Consider the following 17,298-nt stretch of genomic DNA (forward strand, 5'->3'; position numbering starts at 1 on the left):
CGCGCCGCGCTGCGGCCGCGCCGCGCTGCGGCCGCGCCGCCCCGCGCCGCGCCGCACCCGCGCCCCGCGCATCGAGGTGACCCGAAAGGACCCCGCGAGCCGCGGAAGGACCCCTTTCGCGTCACCTCGACGCAGAGCTGCCCACCCGCGCCTCCGCCCGGCGCATCGAGGTGACCCGAAAGGACCCCTCGAACCGCGCAAGGTCCGCTTTCGCGTCACTTCGATGCAGAGCGGCCCGCCGGCCCGCGCCTCCTGCCCCGCCCGCGCCTCCCACCCCGCGCCTCCCACTCTGCGCATCGAGGTGACTCGAAAGGGGCCCTCGAGCCGCGGGACGGCCCTGTTCGCGTCACATCGATGCAGTGGGGAGCGACGAAGCGGGGGGCGACGCAGCGCGGCCGGCAGCTCTCGGGCCCCGGTGGCGACACTGCCACTGGTGGCCGGACGCCTCGACTCGTAGATTCACTCCCATGACGGACTCCTCGCGCCTCGACCGCCTGCTCACCCCGCCGACCCCCGTCGCCGAGAGGGCGCTCGCCGTCGTGCGGGCGCACGCGTCGCCGGCGCTCGCCGACCACAGCCTGCGGTCGTTCGCCTTCGCGGTCGAGCTCGGCGCCTCCGAGGGGCTCGAGGTCGACGTCGAGCTGCTCTGGGTGGCGGCGATGCTGCACGACCTCGGGCTGGCTCCCTCGTTCGACAGCCACACGGTGCCGTTCGAACGGGCCGGAGCCGACGTCGCCCGGGTCTTCGCGGCAGGTGCGGGCTGGAGCGACGACCGGGGGAGGCGCGTGGCCGAGGTGATCGAGCGCCACATGTGGCCGTCGGTGGCGGCCGAGCTCGACGTCGAGGGGCATCTGCTCGAGCGCGCGACGAGTCTGGATGTGAGCGGGGCCGCGCCCGACGACTGGGCGCCCGGGTTCGTGCGCGCCGTGGTCGAGCGGCTGCCGCGCGGAGCCTTCGGCGACGCCTTCGCCGTGCTCGCCGCCGAGCAGGCGCACCGCAAGCCGTCGTCGGAGGCCGGGCGCTCCGTCCGGGCGGGCCTCCCCGCGCGGGCCCGGGCCAACCCCCTCGACGCGGTGCCCTCCGCGCTCTGACCCGACCCGCGCCTCCTGCCCCGCGCGTCGAGGTGACTCGAAACGGCCCCTCGAGCCGCAGCAGGCCCCCGTTCGCGTCACCTCGATGCCACCCTGCCCGTCGCGCCGACCCGCGCCTCCTGCCCCGTGCGTCGAGGTGACCCGAAACGGGCCCTTGAGCCGCCGCAGGCCCCCGTTCGCGTCACCTCGATGCGGTGCCGCCCGCGCCTCCCGACCCCGAACGCGTCACTTCGATGCCCGCCCCGCCCGTCGCGCCGACCCGCGCCTCCTGCCCCGTGCGTCGAGGTGACCCGAAACGGCCCCTCGAGCCGCAGCAGGCCCCCGTTCGCGTCACCTCGACGCAGCGCCGCCCGCGCCTCCCGACCCCGGCGCGTCACCTCGACACGGTAGAAGGGTGCCGCCATGTCTTCCGCCGCGCTCCTCCTCGTCCTCGCCGCCGCCGTCTGCCACGCCTCGTGGAACATCGTCGCCCACGGCGTCAGCCGCATCGGCACGCCCTTCCTCTGGTGGGGCGCCGTCGCCAGCGCGGTGCTCTGGCTGCCCGTCGTCCCATTCACCGGCGGGCTCGGCGGGGGTCTCGCGGGTCTCGCGCTCGGCGCAGGAGTCTCGGCCGTGCTGCACGTCTTCTACATGACCGTGCTGCAGCGCGGCTACGCGGCGGGCTCCCTCTCGACGGTGTACGCGACGGCCCGCGGCACCGGACCGGCGGTCAGCGCGCTGCTCGCGGTGCTGCTGCTCGGCGAGCGGCTCTCGCCCGTCGCGGTCGTCGGCATCGCCGTGGTCGTCGCCGGCGTCGTCGCGACCGGCCTGATCGACCGCACCCCGCCGGCCGCAGCCGACCCCGGCCCCGCGCCCGAACCCGGCCCCGCGCCCGGCCCCGCCCTCGACCCCGCCCTCGACCCCGACCCCGCCCTCGACCCCGACCCCGCCCTCGACCCCGACCCCGCCCTCGACCCCGCCCTCGACCCCGACCCCGCCCCCGACCCCGCCGGCCCCCAGGAGGCGCGGGTCGACCCGCCCGCCGCCCCGCACCTCCGCGGAAGTCGCCCCCGTCGCCGCCTCGACCCCGGGATCGCCTGGGGGCTGCTGACCGGCCTGGCCATCGCCTCCTACACGATCTGGGACGCCCACGCCCTGCGCACCTGGAGCCTCACGCCCGTCTCGTTCATGGTCGGAGTGACCCTCGCCGAGGTCGTCTTCTACACCGTCGCCCTCGGGCGTCGGCGGGGCGAGCTGCTCGGGGTCGGTTGGGCGCACTGGCCGCGGGTGCTCGCGTTCGGCGTGCTGTCGCCGCTGTCGTACATCCTCGTGCTGGTCGCGATCCAGACGACGCCGGTCGCGCTCGTGGCACCGGCCCGCGAGACGAGCGTGGTCATGGTCGCGGTCTTCGGGGCGCTCGTGCTGCGCGAGGGCTCGGTCGCGAAGCGCCTCGTCGCGTCGGTCGTCGTGCTCGGCGGCATAGCCCTCCTCGCCGCCTAGCCCCGCACCCCTCGCATCGAGGCGACCCGTTCGGTGCCCTCCGGCGCCTAGAGGGCCCCTTTCGAGTCACCTCGACGCCAGGCCCAGGAGGCGCGGGTCAGGAGCCCCCGCAGCCCCCGCATCGAGGTGACCGGTTCGGTGCCCTCCGGCGCCCCGAGGGCCCCTTTCGGGTCACCTCGACGCCAGGCCCAGGGGCCCAGGGGCCCAGGGGCCCAGGGGCCCAGGGGCCCAGGAGGCGCGGGTGGGCATACAACACGTGAACTCTGCCTGAACGGACCACGAGTTAGGTTCCTATGTCGGTCGGTCGCGTGTCACCATCGTCACGTCCTGCTCCCACCCGAAAGGCCGTCATGACCCTCCGCCGTCCCCGTGCCGCGATCGCCCTCGTCGGCGTCGCCCTGCTCGCCACCGCTCTCGCCGGCTGCTCGAACGCCGCCTCCTCGGCCGAAGGCGAGGGCGGGGGCTCGTCCGACGCCGCCGGCTTCGCGGTCGACTCGAGCACCCTCGTCTTCGGCGTCGTGCCCGACTCGGTCGACACCGAGACGAACTACCAGCCGCTGATGGACTACATCGCGCAGGAGACCGGCAAGACCGTCGAGTACCACGAGTCGACCGACTACGCGGCGCTGATCGAGGCGAGCATCGCCGGTCAGATCGACGTCGCGTCGTTCTCCGGCTTCACCTACGTGACCGCCACGAACAACGGCGCCGAGCTGACGCCGATCTCGTCGATCACGACGGCCGAGGGGCAGGAGCCCGGCTACTACTCGCAGGCCATCGTGCCGAAGGGCAGCGACATCACGTCGATCGCCGACATGAAGGGCAAGAAGGTCTGCTTCGTCGACCCGTCGTCGACGTCGGGCTACCTGTTCCCGAGCTACGCGCTGCTCGAGGCCGGCATCGACCCCGAGAAGGACATCACCCCCGTGTTCGCGGGCAAGCACGACGTCAGCGTGCAGAAGACCGGTGAGGGCTCGGAGTGCGACGCGGGCTTCGCGGAGGACAGCGAGGTCGCCAAGAGCGACGCCGTCGAGGTCATCGACGAGCAGATGGTGCCCGGCGCCCCGATCGTCGAGTCGGACAGCCTGCCCGACGACCTGAAGGCGCAGCTGGAGGAGATCCTCGCGAACGTCAGCGCCGACGACATGGTCGAGGCCGGCATCGACGGCGCCGACAGCGACGGCTTCCGCAGCGTCTTCTTCGAGACGACGCCGGTGGACGACGCGTACTACGACGAGATCCGCGACATCTGCGAGAAGACGAACGCCACGCAGTGCCAGGCCTGACGACGTAGCACCCCCCCAGACCCCGGGAATCCGCTCAGACCCTCGCGCGCGCGTGGGGGCCTCGGCGGATCCCCGGGGTCCGAGCAGAACGGACACCCGCATGAACCCGCACGACGACACCACCACCGCGACCCGCGCCGCGACGGCGACCACCGACACGACGGCGACCACGACGGCGACGGCGACCACGACGGCGACCACGACGGCGACCACGACGGCGACCACCGGCCCCACCGGCCCCGCCGACACCGTCGTCCGCCTCGAGGGCATCACCAAGCGCTTCGGCGCGACGACCGCGCTCGACGGCGCCTCCCTGACCGTCCGCCGCGGCGAGGTCGTCGTGCTGCTGGGTCTGTCGGGCTCGGGCAAGTCGACGCTGCTGCGTCACGTCGACGGCCTCGAGCGGCCCACCGACGGCCGCGTCACGGTGCTGGGTCGTGAGGTCACGGCGTTGACGGGCCGCGCCCTGCGCGAGCTGCGCAGCGAGGTCGGGTTCATCTTCCAGCAGTTCGAGCTGGTGCCGTCGCTCACCGTGCTCGAGAACGTGCTGACCGGGTCGCTCGCGACGGTGCGCGGGCCGCGTCTCGGGCTCTGGTCGTACGGTCGTGCGGCCAAGGCGGAGGCGCTCGCCCGTCTCGAGCGCGTCGGTCTGCTCGAGCGCGCCTACCAGCGCGCCGACACGCTCTCGGGCGGGCAGCAGCAGCGCGTCGCCATCGCCCGCGCGCTGATGCAGCGCCCGCAGGTGCTGCTCGCCGACGAGCCGGTCGCCTCGCTCGACCCCGAGTCGAGCGACCAGGTGATGGCGCTGATCCGCGAGATCGCCGCCGACGAGGGCCTCACCGTGATCTGCAGCCTGCATCAGGTCGACCTCGCGCTCTCGTGGGCCGACCGGATCGTCGGTCTCCGCCACGGCCGGGTCGTGCTCGACACCCCCACGGAGGGTCTCTCGAAGGCGCAGGTCATGGAGATCTACGGCCGCGTCGCGACGAGCACCGACCAGTTCGAGGCCATCGAGCTCGAGCTCGCCACGCCCGGCACGCCCGGCACGTCCGGACTCGCAGGAGGCGCGGCGCACGCCTCCGAGGACCTCGCAGGACGCGCGGCGCACGCCCCCGACGGCGCCCTCCGATGAGCATCGTCACCGAGCGCCCGCGCACGACCGAGGCCGTCGTCGCCCCCGTCGCCGCGCCTCCTCGTCGTCGGGTCTCGCCCGAACGCGTCGCCGCCGGTCTCACGCTCGTCGCGCTCCTGATCGCGAGCGTCGTCGCTCTCCGCAGCGTCGACATCGACCCCGCCCGCATGCTGCAGAGCTGGTCGAACGCCGAGCGGTTCTTCGGCAGGGTCGGCGCGATCGAGTTCCCGCCCCTCGGCGAGCTGCTGCAGCTGACCGCGCTGACCCTCGGTCTCGTCATCTGCGGCACGCTCCTCGCCGCCGTGCTGTCGGTGCCGGTCGCCGTGCTGGCCGCGTCGAACACGTCGCCCGGCCCGGTCTGGCGCGCCGCCGCCCGGTTCGTCACCGTGCTGGCGCGCGCCGTGCCCGACGTCGTGCTCGCGATGGTCTTCGTGCTGCTGTTCTCGCTCGGCACGCTGCCCGGCATCCTCGCCATCGGCCTGCACTCGGTGGGCATGATCTCGAAGCTCTTCGCCGACGCGATCGAGCAGATCGACGAGGGGCCCCGCACGGCCGTCCGCGCCGCCGGAGGCACGCGTCTGCAGCAGTTCACGGCGGGAGTGCTGCCGCAGGTGCTGCCCTCGTGGGTCGCGACCGTGCTGCACCGCAACGACATCAACCTGCGCGGCAGCGTCATCCTCGGCTACGTCGGGGTGGTCGGTCTCGGCATGGAGATGTCGTTCGCCTTCAAGTCGCTCGACTACGGGCTGGGGCTCGGCTACGCCGTCGTCATCTTCGTGCTCTGCGTCGTGATGGAGATCGTCTCGAGCAGCGTCCGCGCGGTCATGCTGGGCACAGCTCCGACGGGTCGCGGTCTCGGCGACCGGGTCGTGCGACGGGCCACGAGGAGGCGCGGCGCGGCGACATCCGCCGCCCCCGCACCCGAGGCGGTCGGCCGGGCGTCGACCACCGCGACGTCCGCGGACGACGCGACCCGCGCCTCCGGAGCACCCGCCCCCGCGACCGTCGCGACGATGCTGCGCCGCCCGTGGGATCGCGCCCGGGTGCGGACCACCACGTGGGCCGCGGTCGCCGCCGCCGTCGTCGTGGCGAGCATCGTCGTCTGCGACATCGCCTGGTCCGAGCTCGTGACCGTCTGGAGCGGCGTGCCCGCCGTGGCCGTGCAGTTCTGGCCGCCGTCGTTCGGCAGCTACGAGATGTCGACGATGGTCGACGCGATGGGCGAGACCGTGGCGATCGCCCTGGCCGCGACGCTGCTGACCCTGGTCGCCTCGATCGTGATCGGGTCGCTCGCGGCCCGCAACGTCGCGCCGAGCCGGGGGATGCGCGGCGGCATGCGTCTGCTGCTCGTCGGGATCCGCGGCGTGCCCGAGGTGATCCTCGCCATCGTGCTGATCGTCGTCACCGGTCTGGGGACCCAGGCGGGCACGCTCGCCCTCGCGCTCGGCGGCGTCGGACTGCTCGGCAAGCTGCTCGCCGACTCGTTCGAGGAGGTCTCGTCGGGGCCGGAGCGCGCCCTGGCCGCGACCGGGGCCACGCGCCTCCAGGTCTACGCGGGCGCGACCCTGCCCCAGGGCACCCGGGCGCTGATCGGCCACACCTTCTACATGCTCGACACCAACATCCGGGCGGCCACGCTGCTCGGCATCGTCGGGGCCGGGGGAGTCGGGTACTACCTGCTGAACGCCAGCCAGGGCTCGAACTACGGGACGGTCACGGCGATCGTGCTGATGATCCTCGTGACGGTGCTCGCCGTCGAGGGTCTCGCGATGTGGATGCGCCGGGTGTTCCGATGACCGCGCGCTACGACGTCGTCGTGGTCGGCTCGGGCATCGTGGGTCTCGGTGCCGCCCTGGCCGCGGTCGACCGCGGGCGGTCCGTGCTGGTCGTCGACCGGTCCGCCGTCATCGGCGGGTCGACCGTCCGCAACTTCGGCCACCTCTGCCTCACCCCGCAGAGCGGCGAGGCCCGGCGGCACGCGCTCGCCGCCCGGGGGCTGTGGCTGCGGCTCGCCCGCGACGCCGGCTTCTGGCTCGCCGAGAGCGGCACGCTCGTCGCCGCTCGTCACGACGACGAGCTCGCCCTGCTCGGCGAGCTGGCCGCGGCCCGCACCGAGCGGGTGCTCGGCGACCGCCCCGAGATCGAGCTCCTCGACGCGGGCGGGCTCGCGTCGCGCACCCCGGTCGCGCCCGGCGTGACCGTGGGCGGCGCCCTGCTGCCCTACGACCTGCAGGTGGACCCGCGGGAGGCGGCGGATGCGATCCGCAGGCATCTCGAGTCGCGAGGGGTCCTCTTCTCGACCCGCACCTCCGTCGGGTCCGTGACGACCGGTCGCGTCGAGACGAGCCGGGGGCCGATCGACGCGGGCACCGTGGTCGTCGCCACGAACCACGACCTCGACCAGCTGCTGCCCGTCCTGGCCGAACGGGCCGATCTGCAGCGCTGCGGTCTCGACATGCTGCGGGTCCGCGCCGACCTGGCGAAGCCGCTCGGGGCGCCGCTGCTCACCGGGTGGTCGCTGATCCGCTACAGCGCCTTCGCCGGAACGAGCGCCGCCGACCTGGTGCGCGCCCGCCTGCACGCCGAGCGGCCCGACCTCGCGGCCCTCGATCTGAACCAGATGTACACGCAGCTGCCCGACGGCTCGATCATCGTCGGCGACAGTCACCGGAGGGGCGAGGCGATCTCGCCCTTCCAGGACGAGCGCGCCTCCTCGGCGTTCCTCGACGAGTTCCGGGCGCTGTTCGGCGCGGAGCCCGTGGTCACCGAGCGGTGGCAGGGCGTCTACGCCTCGGGTCGCGACGAGTTCGTCGTCGACGAGGTCGAACCGGACGTGCTCGTCACCGTCGTCGCCACCGGCATCGGCATGACGACCGGTCTCGGTCTCGCCGAGCACGTCGTCGGCGGTCACCTCGACGGCGGTCGCGACGCCGCCCTGCCCGCCGCGCCGCTGCGCGCCCCGCACACCGCCCACCCGCCATTCCTCCTGGAGAGCACACCGTCATGACCCTCGACACCACGCACCCCGCCGCCGCCGCTACCGCCCCTGTTCCCTCGACGGGTCCCGCCGCCGCGACCGCCCCGGCCCCGGCCCTTGCCGCCGCGACCGCCTCCGCCCCCGTCGAGCTGGTCGTGCTCGACATGGCCGGCACCACCGTCGTCGACGACGGCGTCGTCGAGCAGGCCTTCGCCCGGGTCGCCGACCGGGTCGACCTCGGGCCGGCGCTCACCCGCGACGAGGCCCTGCAGTACGTCCGCGACACGATGGGGCAGTCGAAGATCGAGGTCTTCCGGCACCTCGCCGGGGGCGACGAGCGGGTCGCCCAGCGGGCCAACGAGCAGTTCGAGATCGCGTACGGCGAGCTCGTCGACGAGAACGGGGTCGACCCGATCGAGGGGGCGGGTGATCTGATCGACGCGCTCCGCGCCTCCGGAATCGCGGTCGTGCTGACCACCGGGTTCTCGCCCGACACCCGTGACCGCCTGCTCGACGCCCTCGCCTGGAAGGTCGACGCCGCCCTCTCGCCGGTCGACGCGGGCCGCGGACGCCCCGCCCCCGACCTCGTGCTCGCGGCGCTGCTGCGCACCGGGACGTCGTCGGTCGCGTCGGTCGTCGTGGTCGGCGACACGGTCAGCGACGTGCTCTCGGGTCGGGCCGCCGGGGCCGGGCTCGTCGTCGGCGTGACGACGGGCGCGCACACCCTCGAGCAGCTGCTCGCCGCGGGTGCCGACGTCGTGCTCGACAGTGTGCGCGATCTCGTGGGGCTGCCCGCGTTCGCGGGGGTCGCGGGTGGGGCGGGAGTCGCGGGTGGGGCGGGAGTCGCGGGTGCCGCGGGTGCCTCGGGAGTCGCGGGTGCCGCGATGGGGGCGGCGTCGGCTGAGCCGGTCGCACCCGTCGCGCCGGCCGGGACAGCGCCCGTCGAACCCGTCGCATCGGTCGCCCCGGTCGCGCCGGTCGCGCCGGTCGCGTCGGCCGCACCGGTCGCCCCGGTCGCGTGACCGCGCTCGCGCCTCGGCCCGTCGACGACTCCGCCGCCCGCGCGGCCGGCCCCGTCGAGCTGAGGCTCGACCCCGCCCCGACGGCGATGGTCTGGACGCAACCCGGCCGCCCGCACGACGCGGTCGCCGTGCCGAGTGTCCGCCTGGCCCCCGGAGACCTGCTGGTCGAGGTCGAGCTCGCGACGATCTGCGGCTCGGACGTGCACACGACCCGCGGTGACCGGGCCGCGCCGGTCCCGCTCGTGCTCGGGCACGAGCAGGTCGGGCGGATCGTCGCGGTCGGCCAGGGCGCGGTCGCCGTCGACGGCACGCCGCTCGCACCGGGGAGGCGCGTGGTCTGGTCGCTGACGGCGAGCTGCGGTCGCTGTGCGACCTGTGCCCGTGGTCTGCCGCAGAAATGCGAGCGGGTGCGGAAGTACGGGCACGAGCGGCTCGAGACCGGGTGGGAGCTGAGCGGAGGCTTCGCCACCCACGTGCACGTGCGGGCGGGGACGTCGGTGGTGCCGGTCTCCGACGACCTCGACGCGCGGCTGCTCGCGCCGGTCTCGTGCGGCACGGCGACCGCGGTGGCGGCGCTCGACGCGGCGTCGGCGATCGTGCCGCTCGACGGGCGGGTGGCGGGTGCATCCGGTGCGGCCGGTGCGGCCGGTGCGACGGGCTCGACGGGCTCTGCCTCATCGGCCGGTGCGGCGGGCTCGACGGGCTCTGCCTCATCGGACGGTGCGGCGGGCCAGGCGGCTGCGCCTGCGGCACCGGTCGTGGTGCTCGTGCTCGGTGCGGGCCTGATCGGGCTCACGGTCGCGGCGCTGGCGACCGACGCCGGCGCCCGGGTCGTCGTGGTGGACCCCGACCCGGGTCGTCGTGCTCTCGCGGTCCGGTTCGGGGCGGTCGCGACGGGCGATCCCGGAGTCGCCGCCGACGCCGACGGCAGCGTCGACCGCGCCCTCGAGGCTGCAGGAGGCGCGCCTCTGGTGGCCGTGGAGGCGTCCGGTTCGCCGCACGCCGTCGCGTCGGCCCTGACCAGGCTCGGGGTGGGAGGCGTGGCCGTCCTGGTCGGCAGCGTGTCGCCGGCTCCGGCGGTGCCGGTCGACGCGGAGAGCGTCGTCCGTCGGCTCGTCACCGTGCGCGGGGTCCACAACTACGCGCCGCGGCACCTCGTCGAGGCGGCCCGTTTCGTCGAGCGGAGGCACCTCGCCTGGCCCCTGGCCGACCTCGTCGGCGACGAGGTGGCTCTCGCCGATCTCGACACGGGCCTCGGGCGGGCCGCGTCGGCGGGAGCGGTGCGGGTCGCCGTCCGTCCGTGACGAGCGGTGACGGTGCGATCAGCGGCGACTTCGAGGGCTGAGCCGACCCGCGCCTCCTGGGCCTGCGCGCCGACGGCGGCTGCCGGACAGGCGGCGGCTCACGCCCCGATCGTGCGGATGAAGTGGTCGCCCTCGCGGGCCCGGCCCGAGGCGGCCACGGTGAAGCGGACGATGTCGCTGCGGTAGCGGTCGTCGGAGGCCTCGAACGTCCGGCCGTCGCGCCCGCGGGTCACGCGGTGCAGGCGGAGGATCGGCGTGCCCGGTTCGACGCCGAGGAGGCGCGCGTCGAGTTCGTCGGCCGCCACCGCGTCGATCTCGTGGTCGACGTCGTCGTAGCCGAACCCCCGCGAGTCGAGGTACTCGGTGATCGAGACGGTGTCGAGGTCGACGTCGAAGAGCACGCGGCCGACCTCCTCGATGAAGGTCAGGCGTTCGAGCATGGTCGGGCGGCCGTCGACCGTCCGCAGACGCACGACGTCGACGACCAGGTCGCCGGGCTCGACGCCGAGGGCGCGGGCCTTTTCGTCGCCCGCCCGGCGCAGCGAGACCTCCTGGGTGCGGGCCCCGGGCTCGCCGCCGACGTCGCGGACCCACTTCGTGAACGGGATCGACACGTCGACGGGGTGATGCGTCTTGCGGGCGACCACGCGAGCCGGTCGACCGCGCCGGGTCTCGACGAGGCCCTCGCTGCGGAGGGCCGCGAGGGCGTTGCGGATCGGACCCCGGGAGGTGCGCCACTGCTCGGCGAGTTCGCCCTCGCTCGGGACGTCGTCGCCGACCGCGAGGTCGCCGCGGACGATGCGTCGGCGGAGGTCGTCGGCGATCTGCTCGTAGAGGGTGATTGCCACGATCGGAGCCTAGCGAGCGCGCGCCGCCCTCGCCGCGCCGCCCGCGCGCATCGAGGTGACCCGAAAGGCGCCCTCGGGGTGCAGGAGGGCCCTCAACGGGTCACTTCGATGCAGCGGCCTCCGGCGCCTCCCGCCCCGCGCCTCCTGCCGCAGCGTCGAGGCGACCCGAAAGGCGCCCTCGGGCCGCGCGAGGGGCCCTTTCGGGTCACCTCGACGTAGCCCCTCCGGCGCGCCCGCCCCGCGCCTCCTGCCGCTTGCGTGGAGGCGACCCGAAGCGGGCCCTCGGGGTGCGGGAGAGGTCCCTTCGGGTCACTTCGATGCAGCGCCGGCGGCGCCTCCCGCCCCGCGCCTCCTGCCGCAGCGTCGAGGCGACCCGAAAGGCGCCCTCGGGCCGCGCGAGGGGCCCTTTCGCGTCACATCGATGCACGCACGGCGCGCGCGGCGCGCAGCGGCGCGCGTCAGGCGCCGTCGGGCGACTCGTTCACGGCGGCGTTCAGGGCCTCCGTGATCTCGTGCAGCTGCGGGATCGCGCTCAGGATGGTCTCGTCGGTGCCGGTCGTCGAGAGCACGTAGCGGTACGCCTCGCGCAGGTTCGTCATCGCGTCCGTGCCGGCGGCGGTGAGGTGCAGGTGCAGACTGCGGCGGTCGTCGGGGTGCTTCGTCCTGACGACGTGGCCGGCCTTCTCGAGCCGGTCGATGACGGCCGTCGTCGACCCCGAGGTGATGACCAGGTCGCGGGCGAGGGCCGTCGGCGTGATGCCGGGGGTGTCGCCGACGGCGAGCAGCGCCGAGACCTCCATCGGGGCCAGCCCGACGACGCGGGCGGAGTGCACCCGGTAGCGTCGGTGCGCCTCGTCGAGGCGGTGCAGGGTCATCGCCAGTCTCTCGACGGACTCCGGGGCGTTCTCGGGCGTCGCGGGGAGGACGGGGCACATCGTGGTGGTTCTCTCATCGGGCTCGGGGCCACGGGCCCGCGAGTCGGGTGGCGGTGGCGCCGACGGCGCGACCGGTGAGGCAGTGTGCCCAGGATAATGCTGCTGGTCGGGGGCCGAGGTGTCCAGACCCCGTCCGGGTGGCCTCGTCCGCTGCGCGCCTGAAGACGCGACCGTGCCCGCCTGCTGGACGCGCGCCTCCACGGGGCGTAGTATTCATGCAAACGTATAGATAGCAGCACGGTCAGGAGCCTCATGTCACACCCCCTCGAGTTCGGCCTCGACACCTTCGGCGACGTCACCGAGCGCCCCGCGGGCGTCGACGGCGCCGGGACGCTCAAGACCCACGCCCAGGCGATCCGCGATCTGGTCGACCAGGCCGTGCTCGCCGACCGCGTCGGGCTCGACTTCATCGGCGTGGGCGAGCACCACCGCATCGACTTCGCCGTGTCGGCGCCCGAGGTCGTGCTCGCCGCGATCGCCGCCCGCACCGAGCGCATCCGCCTCGGCTCGGCCGTCACCGTGCTCAGCTCCGACGACCCGGTGCGGGTCTACGAGCGCTTCGCCACAGTCGACGCGGTGTCGAACGGGCGTGCCGAGGTGATCCTCGGGCGCGGGTCGTTCACCGAGTCGTTCCCGCTCTTCGGTCTCGACCTGCAGGACTACGAGAAGCTCTTCGAAGAGAAGATCGAGCTGTTCGCCGAGCTGCTGAAAGACGAGCCCGTCACCTGGCAGGGCAGCGTCCGCGGTTCGCTGAGCGACCAGTGGGTCTACCCGCGCCCCGAGTCGGGCACGATCCCGACCTGGGTCGGCGTCGGCGGATCGCCGCAGTCGGTCATCCGCGCCGCGCACTACGGGCTGCCGTTGTTCCTCGCCATCATCGGCGGGCAGCCGGCCCAGTTCGCGCCGTACGCCGATCTGTACCGTCGCGCGCTGACCGAGTTCGGCAAGCCGTCGCAGCCGATCGCGATGCACTCGCCCGGCTTCATCGCCGACACCGACGCCGAGGCGCTCGAGATCCTCTACCCCTACCAGGAGGAGCAGACCAACCAGCTCGGTCGCGAGCGCGGCTGGCCGCCCTACTCGCGCCCGCAGTACGAGCAGAGCGCGAACGCCACCGGCGCCCTGTACGTCGGCTCGCCCGAGACCGTCGCGCAGAAGATCGCGCAGAACCTCACGCTGCTCGGGGCGTCGCGCTTCGACCTCCGCTACAGCATGGGTCGACTGCCGCACGAGCACATGATGCGCAGCATCGAGCTGTACGGCACCGAGGTCGTGCCGCGCGTGCGCGAGCTGATGGCCTGAGTCGCAGACTCATGACGCCGAGGAGGCGCGGGTCGGGACATCCCGGACCGCGCCTCCTCGCTGTCTCACGACCGGTGCGTCAGCTCTTCTCGCAGGCGATGCCGTCCTTGTCGCGGTCGTGCTTCGCGTTGGCGGCGTAGAGCGCCTTGTCGAACTTGACGGAGCCCTTGAGAGCGCGCTTCTCGACCGTCTTGTTCGCCTTCGTGACGAGGTTGACCTTGATGCCGGGCTTGGCGATCCCACCCGAGAACGCCTTGTTCACGGCGGTGCAGTTGGCGTAGACCTTGGGGGCGGCGTAGGCGGGCGCCCCGACTCCGAGGGTCAGCCCGCCGCCGAGGGTCAGCCCCGCGGTGACGGCGAAGGCGACGAACGCGACTCGGGTGCGGGCGAAGGTGGTCGACGGCATGGGTTCCTCTCGGCGTGCTCGGGCAGCACATTCTGAGGTTGCCTCATGCGTTCGACGTCGGCCAGCCCCCGAACGGGTGCGATGCGCCCGCGGTCGACTCAGCGCCCCGCGCCCGGCTCAGCGCCCCCGGTCGCTCCGCGCCAGCGCCCCGAGCTGCTCGTTGTACGCCTTCAGCTCGGCGTCGTCGTCGCGGTCGGCCTTGCGGTCCTTGCGCTTGGCCTCGCGGCTGTCGCTGCGGCTCCACATGATGGCGACGGCGATGGCGAGCGACACGGTCGGGATCTCGCCGACGCTCCATGCGATGCCGCCCGCGGCGTACTGGTCGGCCATCGGGGTGGCGCCCCAGGTGCGGCCCATGGCCCCGTACCAGTCGGCCAGGAACAGCCCCGTGCTCGTCATGATGCTGAGCCCGAAGAACGCGTGGAACGCCATCGTCGCGAGCAGCACGAGCAGGCGCATCGGGTAGGGCAGGCGGCCCTTGACGGGGTCGATGCCGATCATCGACTGCACGAACAGGTACCCGACGATCAGGAAGTGCACGATCATCCAGTAGTGCCCGAGGTGCGTCGTGGTCGCCCAGCTGAAGAGCGACGTGTAGTAGAACACGAACAGCGACCCGGCGAAGAGCACGGCCGACACGATCGGGTTGCTGATCACGTGCGCGTACCGCGAGTGCACGAGGATCATGATCCACTCGCGCGGCCCACGGGTGCCGTCGGTCCGCTTGTGGATGGCGCGCAGGGCGAGCGTCACGGGTGCGCCCGGCACGAGCAGCACCGGCACGACCATGCCGAGCGCCATGTGCGCGAGCATGTGCGCGCTGAACAGGTACTCCTCGTAGACGTTCGGGGCGCCGCAGGTGATGTAGAACAGCACGACCATGCCGGCGATCCACGAGACCGTGCGCCCGGCCGACCAGCGGTCGCCGCGACGGCGCAGGCGCGCGACGGCGGCGAGGTAGAAGAAGACGCCGAAGGCGCAGAGCAGGGCCCAGAGCATGTCGGGGTTCCACTCCGTGAGCCAGCGCATCGGGGTCAGCTCGGGCGGCAGCAGCTCTTCGGTGAGGATCTCGGCCGGTGTCGGGTCGGCGAGGTCGCTCGCGGCGACCTGCTCGACGGGCGTCGCGGTGCGACCGAGGGCGGCGGCCACGCCCGAGGCGATGCCCATGAACGCGAGCTCGGCCGAGACGAAGTACCAGAAGAGGCGGGTGGTGGCCTTCGGGTGCGTGCCCATGCGTGCGACCAGGAACCTCCGCTGCACGACGCCGAACAGCCCGAGCGCCACGAGCGCGAAGGTCTTGATCAGCACGAGCACGCCGTAGCCCGTGGTCAACGACGACCAGCTGCCGAGTCGCAGGGCGGCACTGCCGACGCCCGACACGGCGACCACGACGAAGCAGATGATCGCGAGCGTCGAGTAGCGCGACAGCACGATCGCGAGCCGGGTGTCGTCGAGCGTGCCGCGCAGCAGGGCCAGCAGCACGAGGCCGCCGAGCCAGACGGAGGCGCCGACGAGGTGCAGTGCGAGGTTCGTGACGGCGGCGTCGTGACCGCTCGACCCGGCGGCGTGCCCCTGCTGGGCGATGGGGATGAGCCCGCCCATGGCGAGCAGCGTGACGCCGATCAGCGCCCAGATGTTGCGGACGACGAAGCACATCACCGTGACGGCGGCGGCGATCAGCGTGGTGATCAGCCAGGCGTTGCCGAGTTCGGTGTCGGTGAGGAAGAACGCGAGCTGGCGGCCGAACTGGTCGTCGAAGGTCACGGCGACGTTGGCGACGCTGAGGAACGTGAAGAAGGTCGTGGCGGCCGAGGCGACGGCCCAGAACCCGGCGGCGCCGGCGGCGATGTCGAGCGCCTTGTCGTACTCGGGGCGAGCGCGGGCCAGTGCGAAGCAGGTCAGGGCGAGGGTGCCGATGGTCGCAGCCGCGCCGATGTTGTTCAGCATCTTGGCCATGGGCAGGCCGTAGCGGACGACCTCGCCCGGGTCGACGACGAGCGGGGCGTCGGCCGCGCCGCCCAGCTTCAGGGCGACGAGCAGCGCCGCGAACGCCACCAGCACGAGGAGTGCGGGCCCGGTGATGCGGGTGAGTTTCGGCACGGGTTCCAGCCTAGGTCGGGTGCTCGGGGTGCGGAGACGGATCGTTCGGCCCCGAGAGACCGGTGAGTTCCGCACAGGTCGGCCGAGGAGGCGCGGGTCGGCCCCCTGGGGACGACGCCCGGCCCGGCGCACGAAAGGGGGTGCCGACCGAAGTCGACACCCCCTGGGGCTTCGTGAGAAGCGGAGGACTACTTGACGGCGGCCTTGAGCTTGCTGCCGGCGCTGACCTTGACGCTGTCGCTCGCGGCGATCTCGAGGGCCTCACCCGTCTGCGGGTTGCGGCCGGTGCGAGCGGCGCGGTGCGTCTTCTCGAAGGCGATCCACCCGGGGATGGTGACCTTCGTGCCGTCCGCGACGGACTTCGAGACGACGGAGAAGAACGCGTCGACGACGCCGCTGACGGCGGCCTGGCTCTGGCCGGACTCGGAAGCGACAGCTGCGACGAGCTCGGTGCGGTTCAGTGACTTGTCAGCCATGTGTTTGTCCTCCTCGGACTTCGTTCGTAAGACGAGACGCGGCGTTCACCGCGTCCGTGCGGTAACAGGCCCGAGGGCCCTGTGGAACCGCGTAAAACCTACCAGGAAGACTTCGTGATGCCCGGAAGCTCACCGCGGTGAGCCATGTCGCGGAAGCGGACACGGCTGATGCCGAAGGCCTTGAGGTGACCGCGGGGGCGGCCGTCGACCGAGTCGCGGTTGCGGAGGCGGACCGGCGACGCGTCGCGGGGCAGCTTCTGCAGACCGAGGCGGGCGGCCTCGCGGCTCTCGTCGGTGCCGTTCGGGTCGATGAGCGCCTTCTTGAGCTCGAGACGCTTCTCGGCGTAACGGGCGACGATGACGGCGCGCTGGTTGTTCTTGGCGATCTTGCTCTTCTTGGCCATCTCTAGCGCTCCTCGCGGAATTCGACGTGCTTGCGGATCACGGGGTCGTACTTCTTCAGCACGAGGCGATCGGGGTTGTTACGACGGTTCTTCTTGGTCACGTACGTGAAACCGGTGCCCGCCGTCGAGCGGAGCTTGATGATGGGACGGACGTCCTGCTGACGAGCCATTAGATCTTCTCCCCACGAGCGAGAAGGTCCTTCACGACCGACTCGATGCCACGAGCGTCGATGACCTTGATCCCCTTGGCGCTGAGCTGCAGGGTCACGTTACGACGAAGCGACGGCACGTAGTACGTCTTCTTCTGGATGTTGGGATCGAAACGACGCTTGGTGCGTCGGTGCGAGTGCGAGATGTTGTGTCCGAAGCCGGGGATGGCTCCGGTCACCTGGCATGTTGCTGCCATGGTCATTCCTCCGTAGATACCGTAGGGAGCACCCCGTTCTGCGAACGGCGGCCCCTACCCAAGGTCACTTGTCGGCGCGCGTCGGCCCCCATGGATCCGCATGACGGAGCCGGTGTGGCGGGGGATTCGG

The 17,298-nt window shown here is 73.0% G+C and carries 17 protein-coding genes; 9 read left to right on the forward strand and 8 right to left on the reverse strand.

Features of this window, described 5'->3' with window-relative positions:
- The first annotated feature begins 467 nt into the window (after positions 1 to 467).
- From SOM11_RS11225 to SOM11_RS11260, 8 genes are all read left to right on the forward strand, one after another.
- Complete coding sequence (locus SOM11_RS11225) at positions 468 to 1,091, forward strand: HD domain-containing protein (RefSeq protein WP_320478056.1); 624 nt, start codon at positions 468 to 470, stop codon at positions 1,089 to 1,091.
- A gap of 402 nt (positions 1,092 to 1,493) precedes the next feature.
- Positions 1,494 to 2,570, forward strand: a complete 1,077-nt coding sequence (locus tag SOM11_RS11230) for an EamA family transporter (protein WP_320478057.1) — start codon at positions 1,494 to 1,496, stop codon at positions 2,568 to 2,570.
- A gap of 350 nt (positions 2,571 to 2,920) precedes the next feature.
- Positions 2,921 to 3,856, forward strand: coding sequence for a phosphate/phosphite/phosphonate ABC transporter substrate-binding protein (locus SOM11_RS11235; RefSeq protein WP_320478058.1), 936 nt, complete (start codon positions 2,921 to 2,923; stop codon positions 3,854 to 3,856).
- A 100-nt stretch (positions 3,857 to 3,956) separates the two neighbouring features.
- Positions 3,957 to 4,988 (forward strand): phosphonate ABC transporter ATP-binding protein, encoded by a 1,032-nt coding sequence (gene phnC / locus SOM11_RS11240; RefSeq protein WP_320478059.1) that lies wholly within the window; start codon positions 3,957 to 3,959, stop codon positions 4,986 to 4,988.
- Positions 4,985 to 6,784, forward strand: a complete 1,800-nt coding sequence (phnE, locus tag SOM11_RS11245) for a phosphonate ABC transporter, permease protein PhnE (protein ID WP_320478060.1) — start codon at positions 4,985 to 4,987, stop codon at positions 6,782 to 6,784. Before phnC ends, phnE begins: the two co-directional genes overlap by 4 nt.
- Entirely contained in the window at positions 6,781 to 7,995 is a 1,215-nt protein-coding gene (locus tag SOM11_RS11250) for a TIGR03364 family FAD-dependent oxidoreductase (RefSeq protein WP_320478061.1), read from the forward strand. The genes phnE and SOM11_RS11250 overlap by 4 nt, the downstream gene beginning before the upstream one ends.
- On the forward strand, positions 7,992 to 8,987 hold the full coding sequence (locus SOM11_RS11255) for a phosphonatase-like hydrolase (protein ID WP_320478062.1): 996 nt from the start codon (positions 7,992 to 7,994) through the stop codon (positions 8,985 to 8,987). Before SOM11_RS11250 ends, SOM11_RS11255 begins: the two co-directional genes overlap by 4 nt.
- The gene (locus tag SOM11_RS11260; protein ID WP_320478063.1) at positions 8,984 to 10,291 is read left to right on the forward strand and encodes an alcohol dehydrogenase catalytic domain-containing protein; all 1,308 of its coding nucleotides are present in this window, start codon (positions 8,984 to 8,986) and stop codon (positions 10,289 to 10,291) included. The genes SOM11_RS11255 and SOM11_RS11260 overlap by 4 nt, the downstream gene beginning before the upstream one ends.
- 98 nt (positions 10,292 to 10,389) lie before the next feature.
- Here the strand turns inward: SOM11_RS11260 and SOM11_RS11265 are convergent, their stop codons facing one another.
- Positions 10,390 to 11,139, reverse strand: coding sequence for a GntR family transcriptional regulator (locus SOM11_RS11265; protein ID WP_192061650.1), 750 nt, complete (start codon positions 11,137 to 11,139; stop codon positions 10,390 to 10,392).
- 458 nt (positions 11,140 to 11,597) lie between these two features.
- Positions 11,598 to 12,074 (reverse strand): MarR family winged helix-turn-helix transcriptional regulator, encoded by a 477-nt coding sequence (locus SOM11_RS11270; RefSeq protein WP_192061649.1) that lies wholly within the window; start codon positions 12,072 to 12,074, stop codon positions 11,598 to 11,600.
- 252 nt (positions 12,075 to 12,326) lie between these two features.
- Here SOM11_RS11270 and SOM11_RS11275 point away from each other — a divergent pair, with 252 nt between their 5' ends.
- Entirely contained in the window at positions 12,327 to 13,376 is a 1,050-nt protein-coding gene (locus tag SOM11_RS11275; RefSeq protein WP_243215534.1) for an LLM class flavin-dependent oxidoreductase, read from the forward strand.
- A 79-nt stretch (positions 13,377 to 13,455) separates the two neighbouring features.
- On the opposite strand, the gene SOM11_RS11280 is transcribed toward SOM11_RS11275, so the two are convergent.
- The 6 genes from SOM11_RS11280 to rpmB all read right to left on the reverse strand — a co-directional run bounded on the left by SOM11_RS11280 (position 13,456) and on the right by rpmB (position 17,168).
- A complete protein-coding gene (locus SOM11_RS11280) occupies positions 13,456 to 13,782 on the reverse strand; it encodes an excalibur calcium-binding domain-containing protein (RefSeq protein WP_320478064.1) in 327 nt (108 codons plus the stop codon).
- Positions 13,783 to 13,899: 117 nt separating this feature from the next.
- Complete coding sequence (locus SOM11_RS11285) at positions 13,900 to 15,882, reverse strand: cytochrome c oxidase assembly protein (protein ID WP_243215536.1); 1,983 nt, start codon at positions 15,880 to 15,882, stop codon at positions 13,900 to 13,902.
- A 188-nt stretch (positions 15,883 to 16,070) separates the two neighbouring features.
- Complete coding sequence (locus SOM11_RS11290; RefSeq protein ID WP_043595940.1) at positions 16,071 to 16,358, reverse strand: HU family DNA-binding protein; 288 nt, start codon at positions 16,356 to 16,358, stop codon at positions 16,071 to 16,073.
- A 98-nt stretch (positions 16,359 to 16,456) separates the two neighbouring features.
- On the reverse strand, positions 16,457 to 16,762 hold the full coding sequence (rpsN, locus tag SOM11_RS11295; RefSeq protein ID WP_192061646.1) for a 30S ribosomal protein S14: 306 nt from the start codon (positions 16,760 to 16,762) through the stop codon (positions 16,457 to 16,459).
- 2 nt (positions 16,763 to 16,764) lie between these two features.
- Positions 16,765 to 16,932 carry a 50S ribosomal protein L33 gene (gene rpmG / locus SOM11_RS11300; protein WP_043595944.1) on the reverse strand — a complete coding sequence of 56 codons (168 nt, stop codon included), beginning with the start codon at positions 16,930 to 16,932 and terminating at the stop codon, positions 16,765 to 16,767.
- Positions 16,932 to 17,168, reverse strand: a complete 237-nt coding sequence (rpmB, locus tag SOM11_RS11305; protein ID WP_022885355.1) for a 50S ribosomal protein L28 — start codon at positions 17,166 to 17,168, stop codon at positions 16,932 to 16,934. Before rpmB ends, rpmG begins: the two co-directional genes overlap by 1 nt.
- Between the last annotated feature and the right edge of the window lie 130 nt (positions 17,169 to 17,298).

It is taken from the genome of Frigoribacterium sp. CFBP9029 (assembly GCF_034045305.1).
Taxonomy (GTDB): Bacteria; Actinomycetota; Actinomycetes; order Actinomycetales; family Microbacteriaceae; genus Frigoribacterium.

What these genes read in the sequence shown, in the direction of transcription:
- SOM11_RS11225 (WP_320478056.1), top strand. Translation starts at nt 468, where the DNA reads ATGACGGACTCCTCGCGCCTCGACCGCCTGCTCACCCCGCCGACCCCC.
- SOM11_RS11230 (WP_320478057.1), top strand. Translation starts at nt 1,494, where the DNA reads ATGTCTTCCGCCGCGCTCCTCCTCGTCCTCGCCGCCGCCGTCTGCCAC.
- SOM11_RS11235 (WP_320478058.1), top strand. Translation starts at nt 2,921, where the DNA reads ATGACCCTCCGCCGTCCCCGTGCCGCGATCGCCCTCGTCGGCGTCGCC.
- phnC (WP_320478059.1), top strand. Translation starts at nt 3,957, where the DNA reads ATGAACCCGCACGACGACACCACCACCGCGACCCGCGCCGCGACGGCG.
- phnE (WP_320478060.1), top strand. Translation starts at nt 4,985, where the DNA reads ATGAGCATCGTCACCGAGCGCCCGCGCACGACCGAGGCCGTCGTCGCC.
- SOM11_RS11250 (WP_320478061.1), top strand. Translation starts at nt 6,781, where the DNA reads ATGACCGCGCGCTACGACGTCGTCGTGGTCGGCTCGGGCATCGTGGGT.
- SOM11_RS11255 (WP_320478062.1), top strand. Translation starts at nt 7,992, where the DNA reads ATGACCCTCGACACCACGCACCCCGCCGCCGCCGCTACCGCCCCTGTT.
- SOM11_RS11270 (WP_192061649.1), bottom strand. Translation starts at nt 12,074, where the DNA reads ATGTGCCCCGTCCTCCCCGCGACGCCCGAGAACGCCCCGGAGTCCGTC.
- SOM11_RS11275 (WP_243215534.1), top strand. Translation starts at nt 12,327, where the DNA reads ATGTCACACCCCCTCGAGTTCGGCCTCGACACCTTCGGCGACGTCACC.
- SOM11_RS11280 (WP_320478064.1), bottom strand. Translation starts at nt 13,782, where the DNA reads ATGCCGTCGACCACCTTCGCCCGCACCCGAGTCGCGTTCGTCGCCTTC.
- SOM11_RS11290 (WP_043595940.1), bottom strand. Translation starts at nt 16,358, where the DNA reads ATGGCTGACAAGTCACTGAACCGCACCGAGCTCGTCGCAGCTGTCGCT.
- rpsN (WP_192061646.1), bottom strand. Translation starts at nt 16,762, where the DNA reads ATGGCCAAGAAGAGCAAGATCGCCAAGAACAACCAGCGCGCCGTCATC.
- rpmG (WP_043595944.1), bottom strand. Translation starts at nt 16,932, where the DNA reads ATGGCTCGTCAGCAGGACGTCCGTCCCATCATCAAGCTCCGCTCGACG.
- rpmB (WP_022885355.1), bottom strand. Translation starts at nt 17,168, where the DNA reads ATGGCAGCAACATGCCAGGTGACCGGAGCCATCCCCGGCTTCGGACAC.